17 protein-coding genes are annotated in these 18,065 nt (G+C 39.2%); 5 read left to right on the top strand and 12 right to left on the bottom strand.

The features are described 5' to 3' along the window. The first annotated feature begins 18 nt into the window (after positions 1-18). Complete coding sequence (locus TW85_RS06595; protein WP_046016283.1) at positions 19-1,062, top strand: GGDEF domain-containing protein; 1,044 nt, start codon at positions 19-21, stop codon at positions 1,060-1,062. Positions 1,063-1,174: 112 nt separating this feature from the next. On the opposite strand, the gene TW85_RS06590 is transcribed toward TW85_RS06595, so the two are convergent. The 5 genes from TW85_RS06590 to TW85_RS06570 form a co-directional block, all read right to left on the bottom strand. Then, on the bottom strand, positions 1,175-2,653 hold the full coding sequence (locus TW85_RS06590) for an alanine/glycine:cation symporter family protein (protein ID WP_046016282.1): 1,479 nt from the start codon (positions 2,651-2,653) through the stop codon (positions 1,175-1,177). Positions 2,654-2,965: 312 nt separating this feature from the next. Next, positions 2,966-3,487, bottom strand: a complete 522-nt coding sequence (locus TW85_RS06585; RefSeq protein WP_238326175.1) for a MerR family transcriptional regulator — start codon at positions 3,485-3,487, stop codon at positions 2,966-2,968. Between the two features lie 629 nt (positions 3,488-4,116). After that, positions 4,117-5,211 carry an MASE2 domain-containing protein gene (locus TW85_RS06580; RefSeq protein ID WP_046016281.1) on the bottom strand — a complete coding sequence of 365 codons (1,095 nt, stop codon included), beginning with the start codon at positions 5,209-5,211 and terminating at the stop codon, positions 4,117-4,119. Then, positions 5,208-6,281, bottom strand: a complete 1,074-nt coding sequence (locus TW85_RS25360) for a diguanylate cyclase (protein ID WP_052701955.1) — start codon at positions 6,279-6,281, stop codon at positions 5,208-5,210. Before TW85_RS25360 ends, TW85_RS06580 begins: the two co-directional genes overlap by 4 nt. An 801-nt stretch (positions 6,282-7,082) precedes the next feature. Next, positions 7,083-7,901: an alpha/beta fold hydrolase gene (locus TW85_RS06570; protein ID WP_046016280.1), complete on the bottom strand. Its 819-nt coding sequence runs from the start codon at positions 7,899-7,901 to the stop codon at positions 7,083-7,085. A 179-nt stretch (positions 7,902-8,080) separates the two neighbouring features. Here TW85_RS06570 and TW85_RS06565 point away from each other — a divergent pair, with 179 nt between their 5' ends. Beyond that, positions 8,081-9,127, top strand: coding sequence for a helix-turn-helix domain-containing protein (locus TW85_RS06565; protein WP_046016279.1), 1,047 nt, complete (start codon positions 8,081-8,083; stop codon positions 9,125-9,127). Positions 9,128-9,681: 554 nt separating this feature from the next. Then, on the top strand, positions 9,682-11,124 hold the full coding sequence (locus tag TW85_RS06560; protein ID WP_046016278.1) for an NCS2 family permease: 1,443 nt from the start codon (positions 9,682-9,684) through the stop codon (positions 11,122-11,124). Between the two features lie 130 nt (positions 11,125-11,254). Here the strand turns inward: TW85_RS06560 and TW85_RS06555 are convergent, their stop codons facing one another. From TW85_RS06555 to TW85_RS06540, 4 genes are all read right to left on the bottom strand, one after another. Beyond that, positions 11,255-11,662, bottom strand: a complete 408-nt coding sequence (locus TW85_RS06555; protein ID WP_046016277.1) for an NUDIX domain-containing protein — start codon at positions 11,660-11,662, stop codon at positions 11,255-11,257. Positions 11,663-11,685: 23 nt separating this feature from the next. Further along, a complete protein-coding gene (locus TW85_RS06550; protein ID WP_046016276.1) occupies positions 11,686-12,213 on the bottom strand; it encodes a 2TM domain-containing protein in 528 nt (175 codons plus the stop codon). A 118-nt stretch (positions 12,214-12,331) separates the two neighbouring features. After that, a complete protein-coding gene (locus tag TW85_RS06545) occupies positions 12,332-12,730 on the bottom strand; it encodes a DUF4345 domain-containing protein (RefSeq protein ID WP_046016275.1) in 399 nt (132 codons plus the stop codon). A 16-nt stretch (positions 12,731-12,746) separates the two neighbouring features. Beyond that, entirely contained in the window at positions 12,747-13,478 is a 732-nt protein-coding gene (locus TW85_RS06540) for a sulfite exporter TauE/SafE family protein (protein WP_046016274.1), read from the bottom strand. Between the two features lie 168 nt (positions 13,479-13,646). Between TW85_RS06540 and ubiM the strand changes: the two genes are divergently transcribed. After that, positions 13,647-14,846: a 5-demethoxyubiquinol-8 5-hydroxylase UbiM gene (ubiM, locus tag TW85_RS06535; protein ID WP_046016273.1), complete on the top strand. Its 1,200-nt coding sequence runs from the start codon at positions 13,647-13,649 to the stop codon at positions 14,844-14,846. 29 nt (positions 14,847-14,875) lie between these two features. Here ubiM and TW85_RS06530 read toward each other — a convergent pair whose 3' ends face one another. Both TW85_RS06530 and TW85_RS06525 read right to left on the bottom strand, forming a co-directional pair. After that, positions 14,876-15,277: a VanZ family protein gene (locus tag TW85_RS06530; protein ID WP_046016272.1), complete on the bottom strand. Its 402-nt coding sequence runs from the start codon at positions 15,275-15,277 to the stop codon at positions 14,876-14,878. Between the two features lie 218 nt (positions 15,278-15,495). After that, complete coding sequence (locus tag TW85_RS06525; RefSeq protein ID WP_046016271.1) at positions 15,496-15,759, bottom strand: hypothetical protein; 264 nt, start codon at positions 15,757-15,759, stop codon at positions 15,496-15,498. A gap of 236 nt (positions 15,760-15,995) precedes the next feature. Here TW85_RS06525 and TW85_RS06520 point away from each other — a divergent pair, with 236 nt between their 5' ends. Continuing rightward, positions 15,996-16,964: a sensor domain-containing diguanylate cyclase gene (locus TW85_RS06520; protein WP_046016270.1), complete on the top strand. Its 969-nt coding sequence runs from the start codon at positions 15,996-15,998 to the stop codon at positions 16,962-16,964. Positions 16,965-17,087: 123 nt separating this feature from the next. Here the strand turns inward: TW85_RS06520 and TW85_RS06515 are convergent, their stop codons facing one another. Then, complete coding sequence (locus TW85_RS06515) at positions 17,088-18,011, bottom strand: histone deacetylase (RefSeq protein WP_046016269.1); 924 nt, start codon at positions 18,009-18,011, stop codon at positions 17,088-17,090. Between the last annotated feature and the right edge of the window lie 54 nt (positions 18,012-18,065).

Raw genomic sequence — 18,065 nt, 5'->3', positions numbered from 1 at the left:
GATCATTGGTACAGACCCATGTTTCAAGATAATTTAGAAAATTCGGCAACTATTTTCAAATTAACCATCCCCATCATGCAACAACAAAATATACCAATAACCCCGCACTACTATAACCTTTGGTATACCTATATGAAGCAGAGTAACCTGCTGTTAAATGAACAAGTTGATGCCATATTATTAAGAAAATCAGCCCTATCACTCGAAGACTGCGACGCCCTCATCCATACCTTTTGTAGCCAATCTGCAGAACACAAATTAAATAAACTACAACATCAATTAGGTAATATTAGTAAACAGAGCCAAGATGAGAATAGCGAACTCTCTGATCAAGGGCTTATTGAACAAGCCAGTCAGTTAGAGGATCAGTTTAACCGTGGCGAAATAGATTTTGAGCATCTAAATAAGGATAGCCATGAGCATAATCAGGATTTGAGCTACATAGTTAATACCATTCGAGACTTAGTCAGTTATTGTACTCAAATCAAAAAAATCTCCTTACAGCTCCATGAAAAACTCGCTCAGCAAACTAAAGAGATTCAAGATTTAAAACAGCTTTTAGCTGAGTTTGAAATGGAACATAACATTGATGAGCTGACAGGCATTTCCAATAGAACAGCCTTTGATGAGGTGATAACGGCGTTAATTAAGCAGAAATGTTATTTTTCTCTTATTCTGATCGACATCGATCACTTCAAAGCCTTCAACCAAACCTATGGTACGAAAACTGGTGATAAAGTATTGCAACTTATTGCTCAAAAAGTTCGTAACGAGTGTTCTAGCATAGGTGAAATCTATCGTTTTAGCGGAGGAAAATTTGCCTTGGTATTACCTCAAATCAACCTTGATAATGCCTCAAGTCTCGCCGAAGCGATCCGCATCAATATAGGAGATCTTATTCTCACAAATAAGCAAACTGGGCAATCAGTTAACAACCTCACCATATCCTTAGGTGCATCTGAATACCTCGACAATGACACCAAGGACTATATTTTAAAACGGGCTGAACATGCGCTGTTTCAAGCTAAGCAATCAGGTCGTAACAAAGTCATGGCAATTTAGCTCTTTTATACTGCAACACACCATCCATAAAAAAAGCCCTAAGAGCATCACTCTCAGGGCTTTTTAATGATTAGATCAAGTGGGCACTTAAGGCCGAACTTTACACTAATACTTACTTGTTTTTCTCTTCCCAGAAATCAGCATTTTTGATGCCTAGTTTCTTAGGATCGAAAGTATACTTTTCAACTTTCGCTTTACGTTGTTCTTCATAGTCTTTCAAAGCTTTAATCGCAGGACGACCCAAGAAGAAGATGGCAAGAATACCAACAATGTTCAACCATGCCATTAGACCTACACCCACATCACCCATAGCCCAAGCTAGGTTAGCGGCTTTCAATGTACCGTAGAAAGTTGCAAACATAAGCGCAACTTTCAACAAGAAAGTCAGGCCAGGCACTCTAACTGTACGATGGATATAAGCAACGTTTGTTTCAGCAATATAGTAGTAAGCTAAAATCGTTGTGAAAGAGAAGAAGAACAAAGCTAATGCAATGAAAGGTTTACCCACGCCAGGCAAGACACTTTCAACCGCCATCTGAGTATAAGCTGGGCTGTTTGCCGCAATATCAGATGCAATGTTCTGAACCAACATGATGTCACCCACACCGTGCACGTTATAAGCACCTGTGATAAGAATCATGAAAGCTGTTGCAGAACATACAAATAATGTATCGATATAAACAGAGAAAGCCTGAACTAGACCTTGCTGTGCAGGGTGATCTACTTCAGCCGCCGCTGCAGCATGAGGACCTGTACCTTGACCTGCTTCGTTAGAGTAAACACCACGTTTTACACCCCAACCAATTGCAGCACCAATACCCGCCATAGGAGTAAAAGCATCACCAAGAATCATACCAATAACAACAGGTACTTGATCAAAGTTAAGAATGATGATGACACAAGCAATCACGATATAAGCAAATGCCATGAAAGGAACGATTACTTCTGTGAAACGTGCAATACGCTTAACACCACCAAAAATGATGAAGCCTAGAACCGCAACAACAGCAATCGCTGTCATAATTTTGGTTGAGCTGATCACACCAATGCCAGTGTCTATCATAGAGCCAGAACCGAAGGCTAGTTCTACTGCATTACCGATACTGTTAGACTGAACACCTGGTAGCATTACACCACAAGCAACGATAGTCGCTATTGCGAAAAGTACAGCATACCATTTTTGGCCTGTTACTTTTTCTAGATAGTAAGCAGGGCCACCACGATATTGGCCTTCATCACTTTCTTTATAAATCTGCGCTAAAGTCGATTCTGTATACGCTGTCGCTGCACCCAAGAAAGCAACAACCCACATCCAGAATACAGCACCTGGTCCACCAAAACCGATCGCTGCTGCAACACCAGCAATATTACCTGTACCAACACGGCCTGATAGAGAAACAGCCAATGCTTGGAAAGAAGAAATCCCTTCTTTAGAGCCCTTATTATTCATCAATAGGCGCCACATCTCTTTAATCAGTCTCACCTGCACAAAGCGTGTGATAACTGAATAAAATAAACCTGCCGCAAGACAAAGGTATATTAGAGCCGGACTCCAAATAATACCGTTCAAAAAGTCTAAAACTGATTGCAAACCCTATCTCCTAAATTAATTTCGATTCTATTTTTATATTTGTAAAATTTGATTAATTTTTACGGGGGGCAAGATATCACTAGCAATCCACTTTGTTAATGGCAAAAATTAGTTTTTTCCTCTATACGAAAGAAAAGTTGCAGTATATTGTAATTTTTAACACTCAATATTTCCTATTGGAAACTGACGTTTCCTAAAAAGAATAATAAATTGAATTAATTCAACAACTAAGATAAATGTACCTTATTTTAAGCAATTGAAATTAGTGTTTCTTGAAGGTTATTTTGAATGAAGCAAGTCTTTTAAACTTACTTATTTATACTGGCGAATTTTAACTATCTCTTCATCATCTATTTGCAGGCTTTTAAGAAAGTCTTGATGCGCATCTGGCTCCATTTTTTCAAACTTTTGATGCCATTCTTTCATCGCATCATCATCAAAACCAGCGGCTCTCATTATGGCTACCCAACGAAACTTATCTAATTGAGTAGAAGGCGTTAAATCAGTTTCCTCAAGCGCCATCACAATGGCTTTTTGCTGCTCCCTTAACTGGTTAATTTCAGTTTCTAATGCTTTAAACTGATCTTGTAAGGCTTGTTTTTGTCCATCTTCATTTTGGCTATCGATTAAATGGGCAATTTTCCCTAATTCAATCCCATATGCCTTATATGCCAATATGCTCTGCAACCTTAACTCGGCTTTTTCACCATAATAGCGATAGCCATGCTGAGAGCGAGTACAGGGCATTAATAAACCAATACGTTCGTAATAGAGCAAGGTACTACGAGATAAATTAAAGCGCTTGGAGAAGCGACTAATACTCATCATTGTCATCTTGAAAAAACCTTAATTAAAAACAAAGTGTGGACTGAAAGAGTAAAGTCGACACCTATAGTCAACTCAAGGTAAAACAAAACACTCTCCTTAAATCCAGAGCCTAGTTGATAAAAACAAACTAAGAGGCAAACCCAAAGAAAACTAAAAACGACACAAACAAACCTATTCACGACACACTTACTTTATAAAAAACTCGGTAACAAAAAGTTTAAAATCATCAAAATTCTTCAAAAAAGTCAAAATTGAAAGGTAAAATCTGCTAAAACTTCTCTTTATGGTCAGTATCAACTACTCACTAAGACAAAATTCATTACGACTAAAATTTGACAGAAAGCCATTCTAGGCAGAGTATTATTTTTTAATTAAACGCTCATTTAATAAAAAACAACATATACGAGTTAAATCTAACCTAACTTGTACAAAAAGAGCTCACTAAAGCATAAGCCTAAAAAGCGGCTATGCTTGAAGAGGTATCACGGTTTAGCGCTTTAAGATGGCTTAACTATTTGCAACCAAAAGATGTAACGCCAAAGTCGAATTCTTTTAGCAAGGTTTCATTTGCACTGACCTGCAAATTTTAGCGAACTCAAATGAGTTCGCTTTTTTTTGCCTAATCAATTTACCTATTAACTAATATTTTCTGACTTGCTGCTAGTGTCATCGAGAAATTGCCAGCTACTTACTCGAGCTTGCTTAAACATAGCAACTTGGCAAAGTTTAATCTTATCGAACCAGTCATCCTTTTGAGTACGAGAAGGTATAAAGTGCAGATCCGTACAAAAAATCGAAGGCGTCAATTCAGCACCTTTAATAGGATGAGAATGCATACTGGTGACAAGCGACTGTGCTCTTTGCTCTGTTGAAATATCTGCTTTTTTCTCTGAAATTAGCAATAGTTGATCTTCTTGCCAGCGAATCAACAAATCACTACTGCTAATGAGATAAAATAAATCATAAGAAAACTCAGCAACCTGTTTATTCATAATGTCTTGGGTACGTACTTCAGAAAATTGGCTGAGTTTATCAATTCGTATTAAAAACAGGCTTATATCAACCTTTTCATTTGCTTTAAGTTGATCTCTTGTTAAAAAATCAAAACGCTTATTATCTAAAACATAATCCAAATAATGGGCACTTTTAAGGCCTGTGGCTTTATCAATAAACTCATGACTATCTTGTAAATCAGGCTCAGATTCAAAGGTGCCATAATTAATTAAGGCAACCATGGTAAAGACAACCTGAAAAATAATAATGGCCACAATTGACACTATATTAAGGTCAAAGTCAGATACGACATACAGGCTGACCCCGACAAAGAAAAAGTATAGGACAAAGCCTAAAAAGCAACTGGCTAGACTGATAAGAAAGTAAAGCCAACCACCAACAAAAGCGAAGGCAACAATGGGGGTAAGTATGGCCAAACTGGGTATCACCTGGATATCAACAACCCCAATTAAAGCACCTTGAAAAAATGCAGCGACAAGAAGTTCATAAAGAACATAAGTATTAGGTTTATTACTTTGTTGACTAATAAAATGAAGTAACTTGGCAAAAATAAAGGCAAAGACTAACCAATATAAAGCATCTAAAGACGCGCTTTTATTAATTGCATTTAAAACAGCTATGGCAGCAAAAATAGGCCAAATGAGATAAGCACAACGGTAAATACACTTTCTTATCCAGGCGGCTTGTTCGACTGACAAATCATCCAGCTTATTCATGCATCCACCCTAGGCAAGTTTGATTTAAAGAGTGGTTTTACAGCAATGCAATTACGTCCCTCACCTTTCGCCTGATACAAGGCTTGGTCAGTAGCTAACATAAGCCCTCTCGTACTAAAGCTACTAACAGGGATAACAGAGGAAACTCCGACTGAAACAGTCACTATGTCTCCCGCATCTGAGCCATTATGCTCTATCTCTAAAGAACGTATAGATTCGAGAACTTTTTTGGCGACTATATGTGCCCCTTCAAGATTGGTATTAGGCAAAATAATATTAAATTCTTCTCCGCCTGTTCTTGCGACCACATCACTCGATCGCGTTACCTGTTTAGCAATAGCCTGCGCCACTTGATTTAGGCAATCATCTCCAACAGGGTGCCCATATAAATCGTTGTAAGCTTTAAAGTGATCTATATCGATTGCAAGCATGGATAAGGGTGTTTGGCTGCGATAGCTACGTAACCACTCTTCATCAAGACGAAGATCAAAATAGCGCCGGTTTGCAATTTTAGTCACGGCATCACTGTTAGCTTGTATTTCAGCTTTTGCTTTCGCCTTATTTAGGACAACCCCCCTCAAATGCGATAAATACCCCATATAGTGAGTGGCGACAAAAAGGTAGAAAAAGGCAGGGATAATACCCAAAGTATTAAAGTTTAAATTTAACTCAAAGCCAAAAAGAGGAATAGAAATTAGCATACCTGCGACTAAAGCGATGAGACCTTTAAGCATAAGCCCAGGCCCCTTAAGGGCGTAGACAGCTGAGGAGTTAGCAATATAGTAAGGAAGAAATACGACAGGGTTAAAATAGACTAAATTTGCCATCACACCTATGGATAACATATCCACTAAAAGGCTATTAGATTCGGTTTTAGCGGTGGGCTTTAAGACAAAACTCGCAAAAGCAACATGAGGATAAATAATAAAAAAGAGCAAGGTTAACCAGATAGGCAAATCAGCGGAATCTAGTTCAGGTAGCCGAGCTAAGTAAACATTAATGATGACTAATAAATAACCTGCAACGCGCATTGGGTAATCAAATGTACCTGCAGCTTTACTTAATCGCACTCACACCTCCAACTAGCTCAACCAAGCTAATCACTTATAAAATTAATCTTTATCTTATCTAAGCTTAAATATTTACACGGGCTCAATAAAACATATTAGTTAAATAAAAAACAACGCCTTAAAACCAACTTAGTTAAAAAAATAATTTAAAAGTGAATTCTTTATAACTAAAAAAGAAAACGTTTCAAAAAGATATTAATAAAGCTGATTTAACTAATATTCTTCTCACAATTTACTGACATTTCCTTAACATTTAATTTTGAACTTTTTTTATTTAAATTTAATAACAGCGAAGCATTAATAAACCAATAATCATAACTTCTTCAGCTTAATGAGCTTTTTCCTCCTACAGTGTACGAGCACTTTTACTCAGCATTCCCTATCAAACTAGTTGATACTGTTAGCAAACGCGACTTCTTTTCAAGAAATAGCCTTCCCCTAAGCTGTGACTGCAAGGAGTTATTCTGACTTATCTCTATCGATAGTTTTCCTAATTTAGATACAAGGGAGCACTGCTTAAGTAAAAAAATCCCACCCTACACAAGCAACAAAGAAGTTGAATTAACGAAAAAATAGCGCTGACGAACGTCTGAGAAAAGCGATAATGAGCAACTTGAGGGCCAATATTAATAAGGCGAGTTAGCGGTAACTTGCAGAGCATTCAATATAGCGATAAATCTATACCAGCAACTCAATCTACTTACTCATAAAAAGAGTAAGTAGATCATTCAGAAAGTGTTTAAGGCGTTGCCATCAGGAAGGAGCTGAATGTAAGGCGAACACCCTTTACTCCTTAACAATCTAGGTGAGTACTAAACTTTTCTCTAGAAAACTCAATACTCGGCTTTCATACTCTTTTGGCTGAGCGGCATAAGCATGGGTATGAGTCGCTCCTTCAACTTGCCAAAACTCTGCTTCGGTATTTCGCTTTAAGGCATCAAATAAAAGCTTTCCATGGGCAACGGTTGTAAATTTATCCGCTTCCCCATAAATCAAGAGCATGTCAGGTCTACCCGCTAAGATGTTAGCAGCGTGCACTGGACGAACTCGCTTCTCCCCTGAAGGGTAAATCAACTGCACAAATTGCAGCGCTAGCTTTGGCAAGGGGTAAGGTCGCCAAAAATGCATAAGTGTCGGAAACGCAGATTCAATCACAGCAGCTTTAAAAGGGTGCGTTGGACTTGTCATAGCGCAGACAGACATAGCACCGCCTAAGGATGCCCCTATTAAGCCTAAAGCAAGGTTTGGATACTGGTTTTGCAAAGCATTCCCTGCCGCTAACACATCTAACGGGAAGTCCATATTCGTTGAGCCAGACTCACCAAAACCATTAAAATCAAAAACCATCACATGATAGCCAGACTGACGCAATAGTTGAGCATGGCCGTACCTTAGCCAAAAACCTTTGGCTGATACGCCCATAGGATGACACAATAAAACGGCCCCTTTTATGTCTTCTGTAAGCGATTCAGCCACTAACGCAGAGATCTTTGCCCCAGACTCACTCTTAAAAGAAAGCCTTTTCCAATCAGCCTGATTAATATCATCTGGCCAGCGCCATGGTTTATTGAAACGACCAAAAAAAGGCTTTTTTAATAGGCTATATAATAATTTTTTCATTCTTCCCCTCTCCTTATTTCCTTTCTTATACAAATAAAGCACCACCCCAAAGCAACTAAGCCAACCTAGTGATACCAGCCTAAATCAGTTTATGGCTTGCTTTTAAACTCAACCATAGGCATAAATGACTTGTTTAGGGTCATTTATGCCTTACTTAATAGCGTTAACGGAGAATAGGAATGAAGGTGACAATATTAATGGCTGACCGCTGTTCTTCTACCAGTGTGGCAGCCAGTATGGAGTTTTTAGAAACAGCCAATGTTATCCATCAATATTTACTTAGATCTCAAAAATCGAGCTCATCAAAAGAAGAAAGGCATCAAGCGCAAGAAAAACCATTTGAATTCGAAACAGCATCGCTTACAGGAAAGAGTATTCAAAGTACGGGGGGATTAATCCTGACACCGGAAAAGTCGATTCTCCAAGCCGCTCCCAAAGACCCAAACATACCAAGGCTCATCATAGTGCCAGGTTTCATGTTTAATATTTTGGCCGAATTACCTCAGTTAGCCCCCATAAGCCAGTGGCTGAAAGAACAGCATGAGCAAGGTGCCTATATTGCTAATATCTGTACAGGAGCCTTTGTTAGCGCACAGGCAGGCTTATTAGACAACAAAAGAGCAACAACCCATTGGCTATTTTGCGAACAATTACAAACTCACTTTCCCAAAGTAAAAGTACATACGGAAAGAACAGTAACAGATGACGGCCTGATTATGTGCTCAGGCGGCTCAACCAGCAGTGCAGATCTTTTACTTTATATTATTCGCAAGTTTGGTTCTCCTCAGCTTGGTGCTGAGTGCGCAAAAAAACTATTGGTAGATACTGGCGACCGCAGCCAAACCCCCTATGCCAGTACAACATTTAAAAAGAACCATCATGATAGTGAGATTTTGAAAATACAGATTTGGCTAGAGAAGCAATTACATCAGCCAGTTAGTATGGAAAACTTGGTACAAGAGTTTGGTTTGAGCACGCGTAATTTTATTCGAAGATTTAAGGAAGCGACTCAGCAAACACCAATTCAATACTTACAAAATTTACGCTTAGAAAGAGCCAAGCATTTACTCGAATCGAGCCAAGAAGCGTTCGAACAAATTACCTATCGAGTGGGTTTACAGGATGCGAATTCATTTCGAAAACTCTTTAAACAAAGAGTTGGCGTGACACCAGGCGCTTATAGAAAACGTTTTGCGGGGAAGTTAACAAGTTCGATTCAATATTAAGTCGTAAGCACAACTTAATAACTTATGGCTTATTTACAATAGTGAAAATAAACACTGTTTATGAGAATGAGGCTAAAAAAGCTATATCATTGTTTTATAACAACTATTTAATTGTATTATAATCTCCCCGTTGGGCTTACACGACTGATTCAATCAACAAAATATCATTTCACATCATAATAAGTTTTTATAATGTGAGAAAACCATGTTTTTTGACTTTATTCATAACCTACTTTTTATTTCACTCGCGTGAGATAAATTATTCTTTCATATACTGTTTTTTGTACAATTTTTTAATTAAAGAAAAAAGGCAAGTGTGGCGCAAAATAAAAAGTGCAAACTTTTTGTAAAACCCACCACTATGTGAAATTACTAGTCTTTATTCCCAGTTCAAAACCTGTACAATCGTTCAAGTATTGAGAGAGAAAGGTCCAACACAGCTTTCTTTTCTCGAATCAGTTAAGAGGCTTTTTACTTAAAAATCACTTAACAATCGCGCCGTTATAATAAAAAGAAGCGGCATAAACGATTAAAATAATTAGAGTACTGTAGTTATGAATCAGGTTAACCAAGCTTATGATAATAATCAGGGCAGTAAAGGTGGCTTTCTAGAACGCCTCTTTAAACTTGCTGCTCACAAGACCACTCCAAAAATTGAGATGATGGCAGGTTTAACAACCTTCGTTACCATGTCTTATATCATCGTTCTAAACCCTATCATCATGTCAAAAACAGGCATGCCATTTGACGGCTTATTCCTAGCCACTTGTCTTGGTGCTGCTATTGCCACCATCCTAATGGGCTTGTATGCAAACTGGCCTGTTGGCCTTGCGCCAGGCATGGGCCTTAACGCTTTCTTCACCTTCTCTGTTGTTGGCTCTATGGGCTATAGCTGGGAAATTGCACTAGGTTCTGTCTTTATATCAGGCATGCTCTTTGTGTTAATGAGTGTGACGCGATTGCGTGAGTGGATGTTAGATAGTATTCCAATGAGCTTACGTCTTGCTATGACAGCAGGTGTTGGTTTGTTCCTTGGTTTTATCGGTCTACGTTTTACTGGGGTGATAGTACCAGATCCAAATAACGCTTTAGCACTTGCTGACCTAACACACTTTGGTTTTGGTAAATTTGGTCCAGAAGCGCCAGCACTTGGTCTTTTAAGTTTCTTCCTGATCGCTGTTCTTAGCTACCGTAAAGTATTCGGTGCGGTTGTACTAGGTATTGGTATCACAACGTTAGTCGCTTTCATCATGACTTGGATCCTGCCAACAGACTTCTTCGTTGTGGCTGAAGAAGCTAAGTCTTGGGCGCCTGCCTCCGGTTTCGTCGCCTATGGCGGAATGCTAGCTGTTCCAGATTTCGCTGCAATTGAACCTATTCTTTGGAAAGCCGATGTAATGGGTGCGCTTGAAGTTGCTATGATTCCTGTCATTGTTACCTTCTTATTCGTTAACATCTTTGATACCGCCGGTACACTTATGGGTGTTGCTGAGCGTGCTAACCTACAAGACAAAGATGGCAACATCGAAGGTCTAAGCAAATCTCTTAAAGCTGACTCTATCTCATCTGTAATTGGTACAGCATTTGGTTGCCCACCAGTAACTTCTTACGCTGAGTCTGCAGCGGGTGTATCTGTTGGTGGTCGTACTGGCCTTACTGCGGTAACTATCGGTGTGCTTTTCCTACTCGGTATGTTCTTCTTGCCTCTAGCGAAAATGCTACCAGCCTTCGCAGTAGATGGTGCTCTTATCTACGTTGCTATGTTGATGATGAGTTCTTTGAAGAAAATCGACTGGAACGATCTAACTGAATTCGCACCAGCAGTTGTAACTACTGTGATGATGGCTTTCACCTTCTCTATTGCAAACGGTATTGCGCTTGGCTTCCTAACTTACACCATCCTAAAAGTGGGTGGTGGTAAAGCGAATGAAGTCTCTGCAGGTGTATGGGCATTAACTGTGCTATTCATCCTGAAGTTCATCTTCCTAGGCCACTAAGTTTGTTGTAACAAACCTTAATTACCTAAGAAACGAAAAAGGGCCTTCATTGAAGGCCCTTTTTTAATGCTTAACTTTTTACCTGATACCGAATCTGCAAGCAGCTCCAGCTTCTTACTTTTACCCTAGCTTATTCGCTTTGCTCCAAGAATGACTGTAAACGTAAGTATTCATTTAAAGCAATTCGATCTGATGCTAGCCCTATATCGGCAGTATTTATCTCAGACCAAAACACCTCATCGGCTTCTAGTGCTTTTATCTCACCTTGCCAACCATTAACCACATAATAATGAATTAACTGCAATTCTTCGGTTGCCTTATGATACAAGGAGCAGAGGTAGTAGCTCGACAACGCCTTTATCGCTAACTCTTCATCCATTTCACGGTGTAGGGTTTGCGCTTGTGTTTCCCCCTCTTCCATATGCCCACCAGGGATAGCAATCAAACCCGGATCTGACTCTTTTAACAAAGACCTTTGCTCTAACAATATCTTGTTATCACGAATCACTAAAAAAGACACGCAAGGATGCTGATCCATGAATAAAACCTCTTCCAATCCAGTTAGTCCTGATTTTTACCTAAACGCTTTTCAATTTGTTTCTTTTCCCAATCAGAGCCAAATACATTCACAACCTCGTGCGCACTTAACCCCTGAATCAATAAAGCGATTCCCCAACCTAGCGCAGGCCAAACTACCCAAAAATAGTCTGGACTAGTTAGCAGGTTAATCACCAATAAAAGTAAGATGACACCTGCATAGCTAAGCAGGTTTTTATTAAAAGCTTTAATACGCTTCACCTGAGCAATGACAGCGGCTTTTTCCGCGGACTCCTTCCCATTATTGCTGCTTTCTTCATTCATATTATCCGTCTCCTGCTTTTCGGTTTTGGAGCTAGCCATTAGATTAGGTTCAATCTTATGTAGGTCAGATACCTGTAACTCAAAGACTGCAGCAAGGGATTTCAGACTTTCCAACCCTGCCTTATTGCCTTGTTCAATACGCTGAATAGTACGCACACTTAAACCAGACAGTTGTGACAGCTCTTCTTGAGACCAGCCTTTATCCAACCTTAACTGTTTAACACCCATAGCCATCCCTTAAAATAATAAGAATAAATTTTAACAACAGACCCAAAGATTCAGAACGACACCAGCATGACACCAAGGTGACACTCTATATATTTCAATCACTTACATAAAATTGTCGTTAAGTTAATTGGGACTTAACCTGCCCTCTAGTGAGTAAGACAGCACTAATAATTAAGGTAACTAACTCTCCGACTAAAAACAGCCACATAACTGGGTTCGGGTTACCATCAAGTAAAATACCTAAACTACGACCAAAAGCCATATTCCCCATAATTAAGATGACGAATACTAAGCCTAATTTCTCATAAACCAGTTTCATTGAGAAATAGAAAAGTAATAACCCAATCGCCAAACTCATACCACCATAAGTTGCCCGAGTATCAATCATGGCTGAAGTGGTATTCGCAGCTGAGCCTGTTACCCAAAATAAAAGTGTTTCCGGCACAAAGAAAAACAACAAACCGTAAAGACTAAAAAATAAAGCATTTAAACGAATAATCCATTGCGCTAGTGTCATTACTAATCCCTTTTAGTTAATTTGATATTGCCTTAAAAATTAAGCTGATAGATAACATCAGTAAGATAAGTCTAACAAGATGATCAAACCATTTCTGTTTCAATTTTGATAAATAATATTTGCCAATATGAGTCCCTAGGTAACTGGCTAACAAAAGGACAATAAGATAGGACATATCCTCAAATGCAACTAAAGATGCCCAAGTAAAAATGCTTATCTTAATGATATTTAATGGCAAGGCACTGGCGGCCATAGAGGCAACAAAAGTTTCTTTTTTCAATGCTAGCTGTTTAAAAACCAAGGCTTTTATGAGGCTACCAGAACCCACAGCTCCCGAAACAAGACCATAGATAAAACCCGTAAGAATTAAGACATTATCACTCACCTTGTAATTTGGCATAAGACGAAATAGATCAATTACTAAGTAAAGCAAAGACATAGCTGCGAGTATAAATACAAGCCAATTCGCATCTAAAAATAACAAAGAATAGGCGCCAATCAACACACCTGGAACAGAAAAGAGACTTAGCTTAAATACCAGTGGCCAGTTGATATAGGACTTTAAATAGTAGGTTTTTAAGGAGGTGTTATAAAAATAAAAGAAGCTAGTTAACGCTATGCCCCATTTTATATCGAACATAAGAGAGGTCGCGCTAATCAAGATCAAGGCTGAACCAAAACCAGCTAATGTGGATAGTATGGCGGCAAACAAGGCCATCACAAAAAAAGCCCCTAGCATCCAATCCATACGTACTCTTTTTATTGATTAATTTGAGAAAGCTTAACATAGGGCCAAGCCCCTTTAAATCTAAGCTAGATTCTCATTTTTAAACTCACCACATGACTTATATCAGCCTTAAAAGGGTACAAACTGATAGCCTGCGTCTAAAACGTTTTATTGATATAGAGGTAAGTAATGGACAAGAAAAAGCTAGATATTGCCATAATCGGTGCAGGGCCAACCGGATTAAGTTTTGCGCTAAACCTTGCCCAATCAGGCCTAGAAGTTGCCTTAATAGACAAGCAATCAATAGAGAGTATTGCCCAGCCTCAATTCGATGGTCGAGATATTGCCCTGACACATTTATCTAAAACCATCTTGTCTGAATTAGGTGTTTGGCAAACATTTCCGACTGATGCCATACACCAAATTAAAGAGGCTAAGGTTATTAATGGCGATTTGAACACCTTAACAAATGAATCTGCATCTATCTTACAGTTTGATCGATCGGATGACCCAAACGCCCCACTTGGTTACTTGATCGCTAATTATCAAATCCGACAAGCGCTATATAACCAAGTTAAAGCACAACCCTATATCAGCTTAGTCTGTGAACAAAAGGTAAAAAAACTCCATACTAATCAAGACACTTGTTTAATTGAATCTGACGATGTTCTGATCGAATGCAAACTCTTAGTATCTTCTGACAGTCGCTTTTCTGAAACACGCCGCATGATGGGCTTAAGCGCTAAAATGAAAGATTATGGAAAGGTTATGTTAGTGTGCAATATGAAACACGAAAGCAGCCACAATAACACCGCCCAAGAATGCTTTCAGTATGATAAAACCTGTGCCATTTTACCCCTTGCAGAAAATACATCCTCCATTGTGATTACCGTCAACGCCAGCGAATCAGAGCGCTTACTCGCCTTAGATGATATGGCCTTTTGTGCTGAGGCTGAATCCATGTTGAATCACAGGTTAGGCAAGATGACACTTATCAGCCAGCCAATTGCTTATCCTCTGGTTGGAGTGATGTCTGACCGCTTTATCGGCCAAAACTTTGCTCTCATTGGCGATGCTGCTGTAGGCATGCACCCAGTGACCGCCCATGGTTTCAATTTAGGTTTACGTTCAGCAGACACTCTCGCCCAGCTCGTTATCAAGGCGCACAAGAAAGGCAGAAACATAGCCTCTAAGCGACTATTACATGAATATGAAGCCCGTCATAAGCTATTAAGCAAGCCGCTTTACGATGCAACCAATGCCATAGTTGCCCTCTACACCAACAAAAAACCTTGGGCGAAAGTAGTGAGGAAAGTTGGTATCAGACTGGGTAATAAAGCATTACCGTTTAAAAAGCTTGTCACCCACAGATTAACGCAAATCCGTTAAGTAGTAGGTTAGTAGTAAGAAGCCTTGTCCTAATTGATGACCCTATTGCGAAATAGGGTTTTACGCATAAGCTCTCGACTCAAGCCAGTAAAGCATAAAATACCTAACAAGTTCGCAAGGTAGTCCAATAAGTCCAAGGTACGGGTCGCAACAAAGTATTGGCTTAATTCTTCGAGTGTCACAAAGATTAATACCGAAAGACTCCCCCAATAAATTGAACCAAGCTTAAAACGCATCTGCTTGCCACGTGTTGCAAGGTTAGCCATTAGAGTTAAGCTACCAAAAACTAAAAAGTGCCCTAGCTTGTCACCAAAGGGAACTTTACGAGTCAGTTCAAAAAGCCAAATATCTTGCCCTGTATTCGCCATAAAGATGACCCAAAGAACGAAAGCAATGAATAGGAAGGTGATACTTAAGAAGAGTTTTTGCATGGGAGCACTAAACAGATTTTTATTTGCTGGAGTTTAAGAGTATACCGAGTTTCATAGTTCGTCTATTTTGTGACACAAAATGCGAAAATCAAAATAAATGCCAATGTATCAAAACGCATAAAAATGGCAGCAATAAAATGAAGGGCAAAAACTAGCCTAGCAATAGAGGAGACGTACTATAGGATGATCAAAAAATCGTACTGTGAAGTGAGGCTTTATTAAACTTTAATATCTATCAAGCTACCTAGGGTTCCATTACTGGCTTCTAGGACTTTAGCAGACGCTTCAAATTGCAGCTTAGCTTCCTGTTGTTTAATCAGAGATTGGTTTAGATCTTGAGATGCTTGGATCGGGCGTTCAGTATCAGGACTAGTCGCGCTAGAGGCAGCCACATCCCTTGCCGCATTCGACATTTGTTGTTCGGCTTTCTGTATACCAGCCAAACTTGTTTGATAAGCACCCATGGGTTTATCGACCTGCATAACCCCTCCCCTAAAAATCACTGAACCTGTTTCATATTTGAACAGATAGATATCTATCTAGCAAGTTTGTCCTATTACTAAATTTTATTTGTGAAAATTAGCCAGTCCTAAATAAGTAACTACACTTAAATCTTAGTCTAATAATTGAAGAAGGTTCAAAAATAGGCACAGAAAAAAGCAGCTAACTAAAAGACAGTAACAAGCTAAACACCAATAAATTCATAATGGACTAATTTATGAAAAAACCTGAATTACCAAATACTGAAGAAAAACGGCTGGAAACTCTCAAAGCGCTGAATATTCTAGATACCTTACCAGAGGAACGCTTTGATAGAGTCACCAGAATGGCAAAAAGGTTGTTTAATGTCCCTATTGCCTTGGTGAGTTTGGTTGATGAAAACCGACAATGGTTCAAATCAAGCGATGGTTTATCTGCCTCAGAAACTCCTAGAGATATCTCATTTTGTGGCCATGCCATTTTGGGAAACAGTACTTTTTATATAAAAGATGCCCTTGAAGACACACGCTTTAACGATAACCCATTAGTCACAGGTGACCCAAATATTCGCTTCTATGCAGGGCACCCATTAACCGCTGCTAACGGCGAAAAAATCGGCACACTTTGCATCATAGATAAAAAGCCTAAAAAGCTTACCGAAGAAGACTTAACGGCCCTATCGGATCTTGCCTATACGGTTGAGCAAGAACTCTGTGCAATTCAACTTTCAACCATGGATGAACTCACTAACCTATCTAATCGCCGTGGCTTTACTCTCGTTGCTAATCACTATTTAAACTTCAATAAAAAGCAAAACATGCCAGCAACCTTAGTCTATTTTGATTTAAACAAGTTTAAACATATCAATGATGTATACGGACATAGCGAAGGAGATAACGCATTACAGTTGTTTGCCAGTGTGATGAAGTCTAGTTTCAGAAATTTTGACCTTTTGGCACGAATCGGGGGAGATGAGTTTATTGCCCTCTTATTTAACTCAGACCTTAATTCGGCAGATGAAATGATAGAAAAGCTATCGCACCACCTTAAAAGCGTGGTCTCATCGCAAGAGCTGGAATACGAAGTGGGTTTCTCTTACGGCTTAATTGAATGTAATAGCCTCTTACCTAGCTCGATTGAAAGCTATATCCAGCAGGCCGATAACAAGATGTATGAGTGTAAACATGAACAAAAGAACCACGAGTAACTGAATAGCTGAATAACAAGTCAAATAATGAACAAGGATACAGCCTGAATTAAGCTCATAATCTCGAACTTATCAGCTAAAGAACCACCTAAAGAATAAGAAAAAGCTCAGATAAGCCTTCAATCAAAGCATGTCATTTTCTTTGATCAAGGCGTTAGCGGCTTTATGCAAGATACTGTGACGCCAAGCCACTTTAGTTTGATCTTTATCGTAGCCACCACCAATCACACAAGCTATTGCAATATTTCGTTTTTGGCATTCATCAATAACATATTGATCTCTTTGCCAAATACCTTCATCGGTTAAATTTAAAAAACCTAGCCTATCATCTTTATGGACATCAACACCGGCATCATAAAAGACAAAGTCTGGGCTAATTTCGTCTAACAACCTAGGAATATCGGCTTTTAAAATAGCCAGATACTCAGCATCTTCAGCGCCCTTTGGTATTTGAATATTAATCCCAGCTTCTTGCTTAATTGCTGGGTAATTTTCTTCACAATGCCAAGAAGCGGTTTCAATTGCATCATATGAAGCACACATAGCAGCAGTGCCATCACCTTGGTGAACATCACAATCCAGTACTAATACTTTCTTCGCTTTTCCTGACTCAACCAAATGAATCGCAGCCACGGCTTGATCATTAAAAATACAAAAACCTGTGCCATAGTCCTTATGAGCATGGTGAGTACCACCAGCAAGATGTGCCGCAATACCATATTCAAGCGCTAAATCGACCGTCAACAAGGTGCCAGATACGGCCCTTAGTGTCCGCTCCACCAGCCAGTCAGACCAAGGTAGCCCAATTTTTCGCATGGCTTTATCTGACAAATTACCACGCACAAAACCCTGTACATATTCAGGATCATGGGCCCGCATTAATGTATTGAGAGACAAAGGTGATGGGCTAAACAGATTTTTATCCGTTAAAACACCAACTCGCCTTAACTCCTCTTCTAACAAAGCAAACTTTTGCATGGGAAATCGATGCCCCGCAGGAAAAGGAATCGAATAATGGGCGTGATAAACCAGAGGTAAAAAGGACATAGATGGTCTTAAGTTCTATCTTTCAATTCAGTTTTTTATTGATCTTTTTGTATT

It is taken from the genome of Marinomonas sp. S3726 (assembly GCF_000967665.1).
Classification (GTDB): Bacteria; Pseudomonadota; Gammaproteobacteria; order Pseudomonadales; family Marinomonadaceae; genus Marinomonas.
This window is presented reverse-complemented; position numbering and strand designations above follow the sequence as displayed.

Coding starts and splice junctions, on each gene's coding strand:
- TW85_RS06595 (WP_046016283.1), top strand. CDS start 19: ATGTTTCAAGATAATTTAGAAAATTCGGCAACTATTTTCAAATTAACC.
- TW85_RS06585 (WP_238326175.1), bottom strand. CDS start 3,487: ATGACAATGATGAGTATTAGTCGCTTCTCCAAGCGCTTTAATTTATCT.
- TW85_RS06580 (WP_046016281.1), bottom strand. CDS start 5,211: ATGAATAAGCTGGATGATTTGTCAGTCGAACAAGCCGCCTGGATAAGA.
- TW85_RS06570 (WP_046016280.1), bottom strand. CDS start 7,901: ATGAAAAAATTATTATATAGCCTATTAAAAAAGCCTTTTTTTGGTCGT.
- TW85_RS06565 (WP_046016279.1), top strand. CDS start 8,081: ATGAAGGTGACAATATTAATGGCTGACCGCTGTTCTTCTACCAGTGTG.
- TW85_RS06560 (WP_046016278.1), top strand. CDS start 9,682: ATGAATCAGGTTAACCAAGCTTATGATAATAATCAGGGCAGTAAAGGT.
- TW85_RS06555 (WP_046016277.1), bottom strand. CDS start 11,662: ATGGATCAGCATCCTTGCGTGTCTTTTTTAGTGATTCGTGATAACAAG.
- TW85_RS06550 (WP_046016276.1), bottom strand. CDS start 12,213: ATGGGTGTTAAACAGTTAAGGTTGGATAAAGGCTGGTCTCAAGAAGAG.
- TW85_RS06545 (WP_046016275.1), bottom strand. CDS start 12,730: ATGACACTAGCGCAATGGATTATTCGTTTAAATGCTTTATTTTTTAGT.
- TW85_RS06540 (WP_046016274.1), bottom strand. CDS start 13,478: ATGGATTGGATGCTAGGGGCTTTTTTTGTGATGGCCTTGTTTGCCGCC.
- ubiM (WP_046016273.1), top strand. CDS start 13,647: ATGGACAAGAAAAAGCTAGATATTGCCATAATCGGTGCAGGGCCAACC.
- TW85_RS06530 (WP_046016272.1), bottom strand. CDS start 15,277: ATGCAAAAACTCTTCTTAAGTATCACCTTCCTATTCATTGCTTTCGTT.
- TW85_RS06525 (WP_046016271.1), bottom strand. CDS start 15,759: ATGCAGGTCGATAAACCCATGGGTGCTTATCAAACAAGTTTGGCTGGT.
- TW85_RS06520 (WP_046016270.1), top strand. CDS start 15,996: ATGAAAAAACCTGAATTACCAAATACTGAAGAAAAACGGCTGGAAACT.
- TW85_RS06515 (WP_046016269.1), bottom strand. CDS start 18,011: ATGTCCTTTTTACCTCTGGTTTATCACGCCCATTATTCGATTCCTTTT.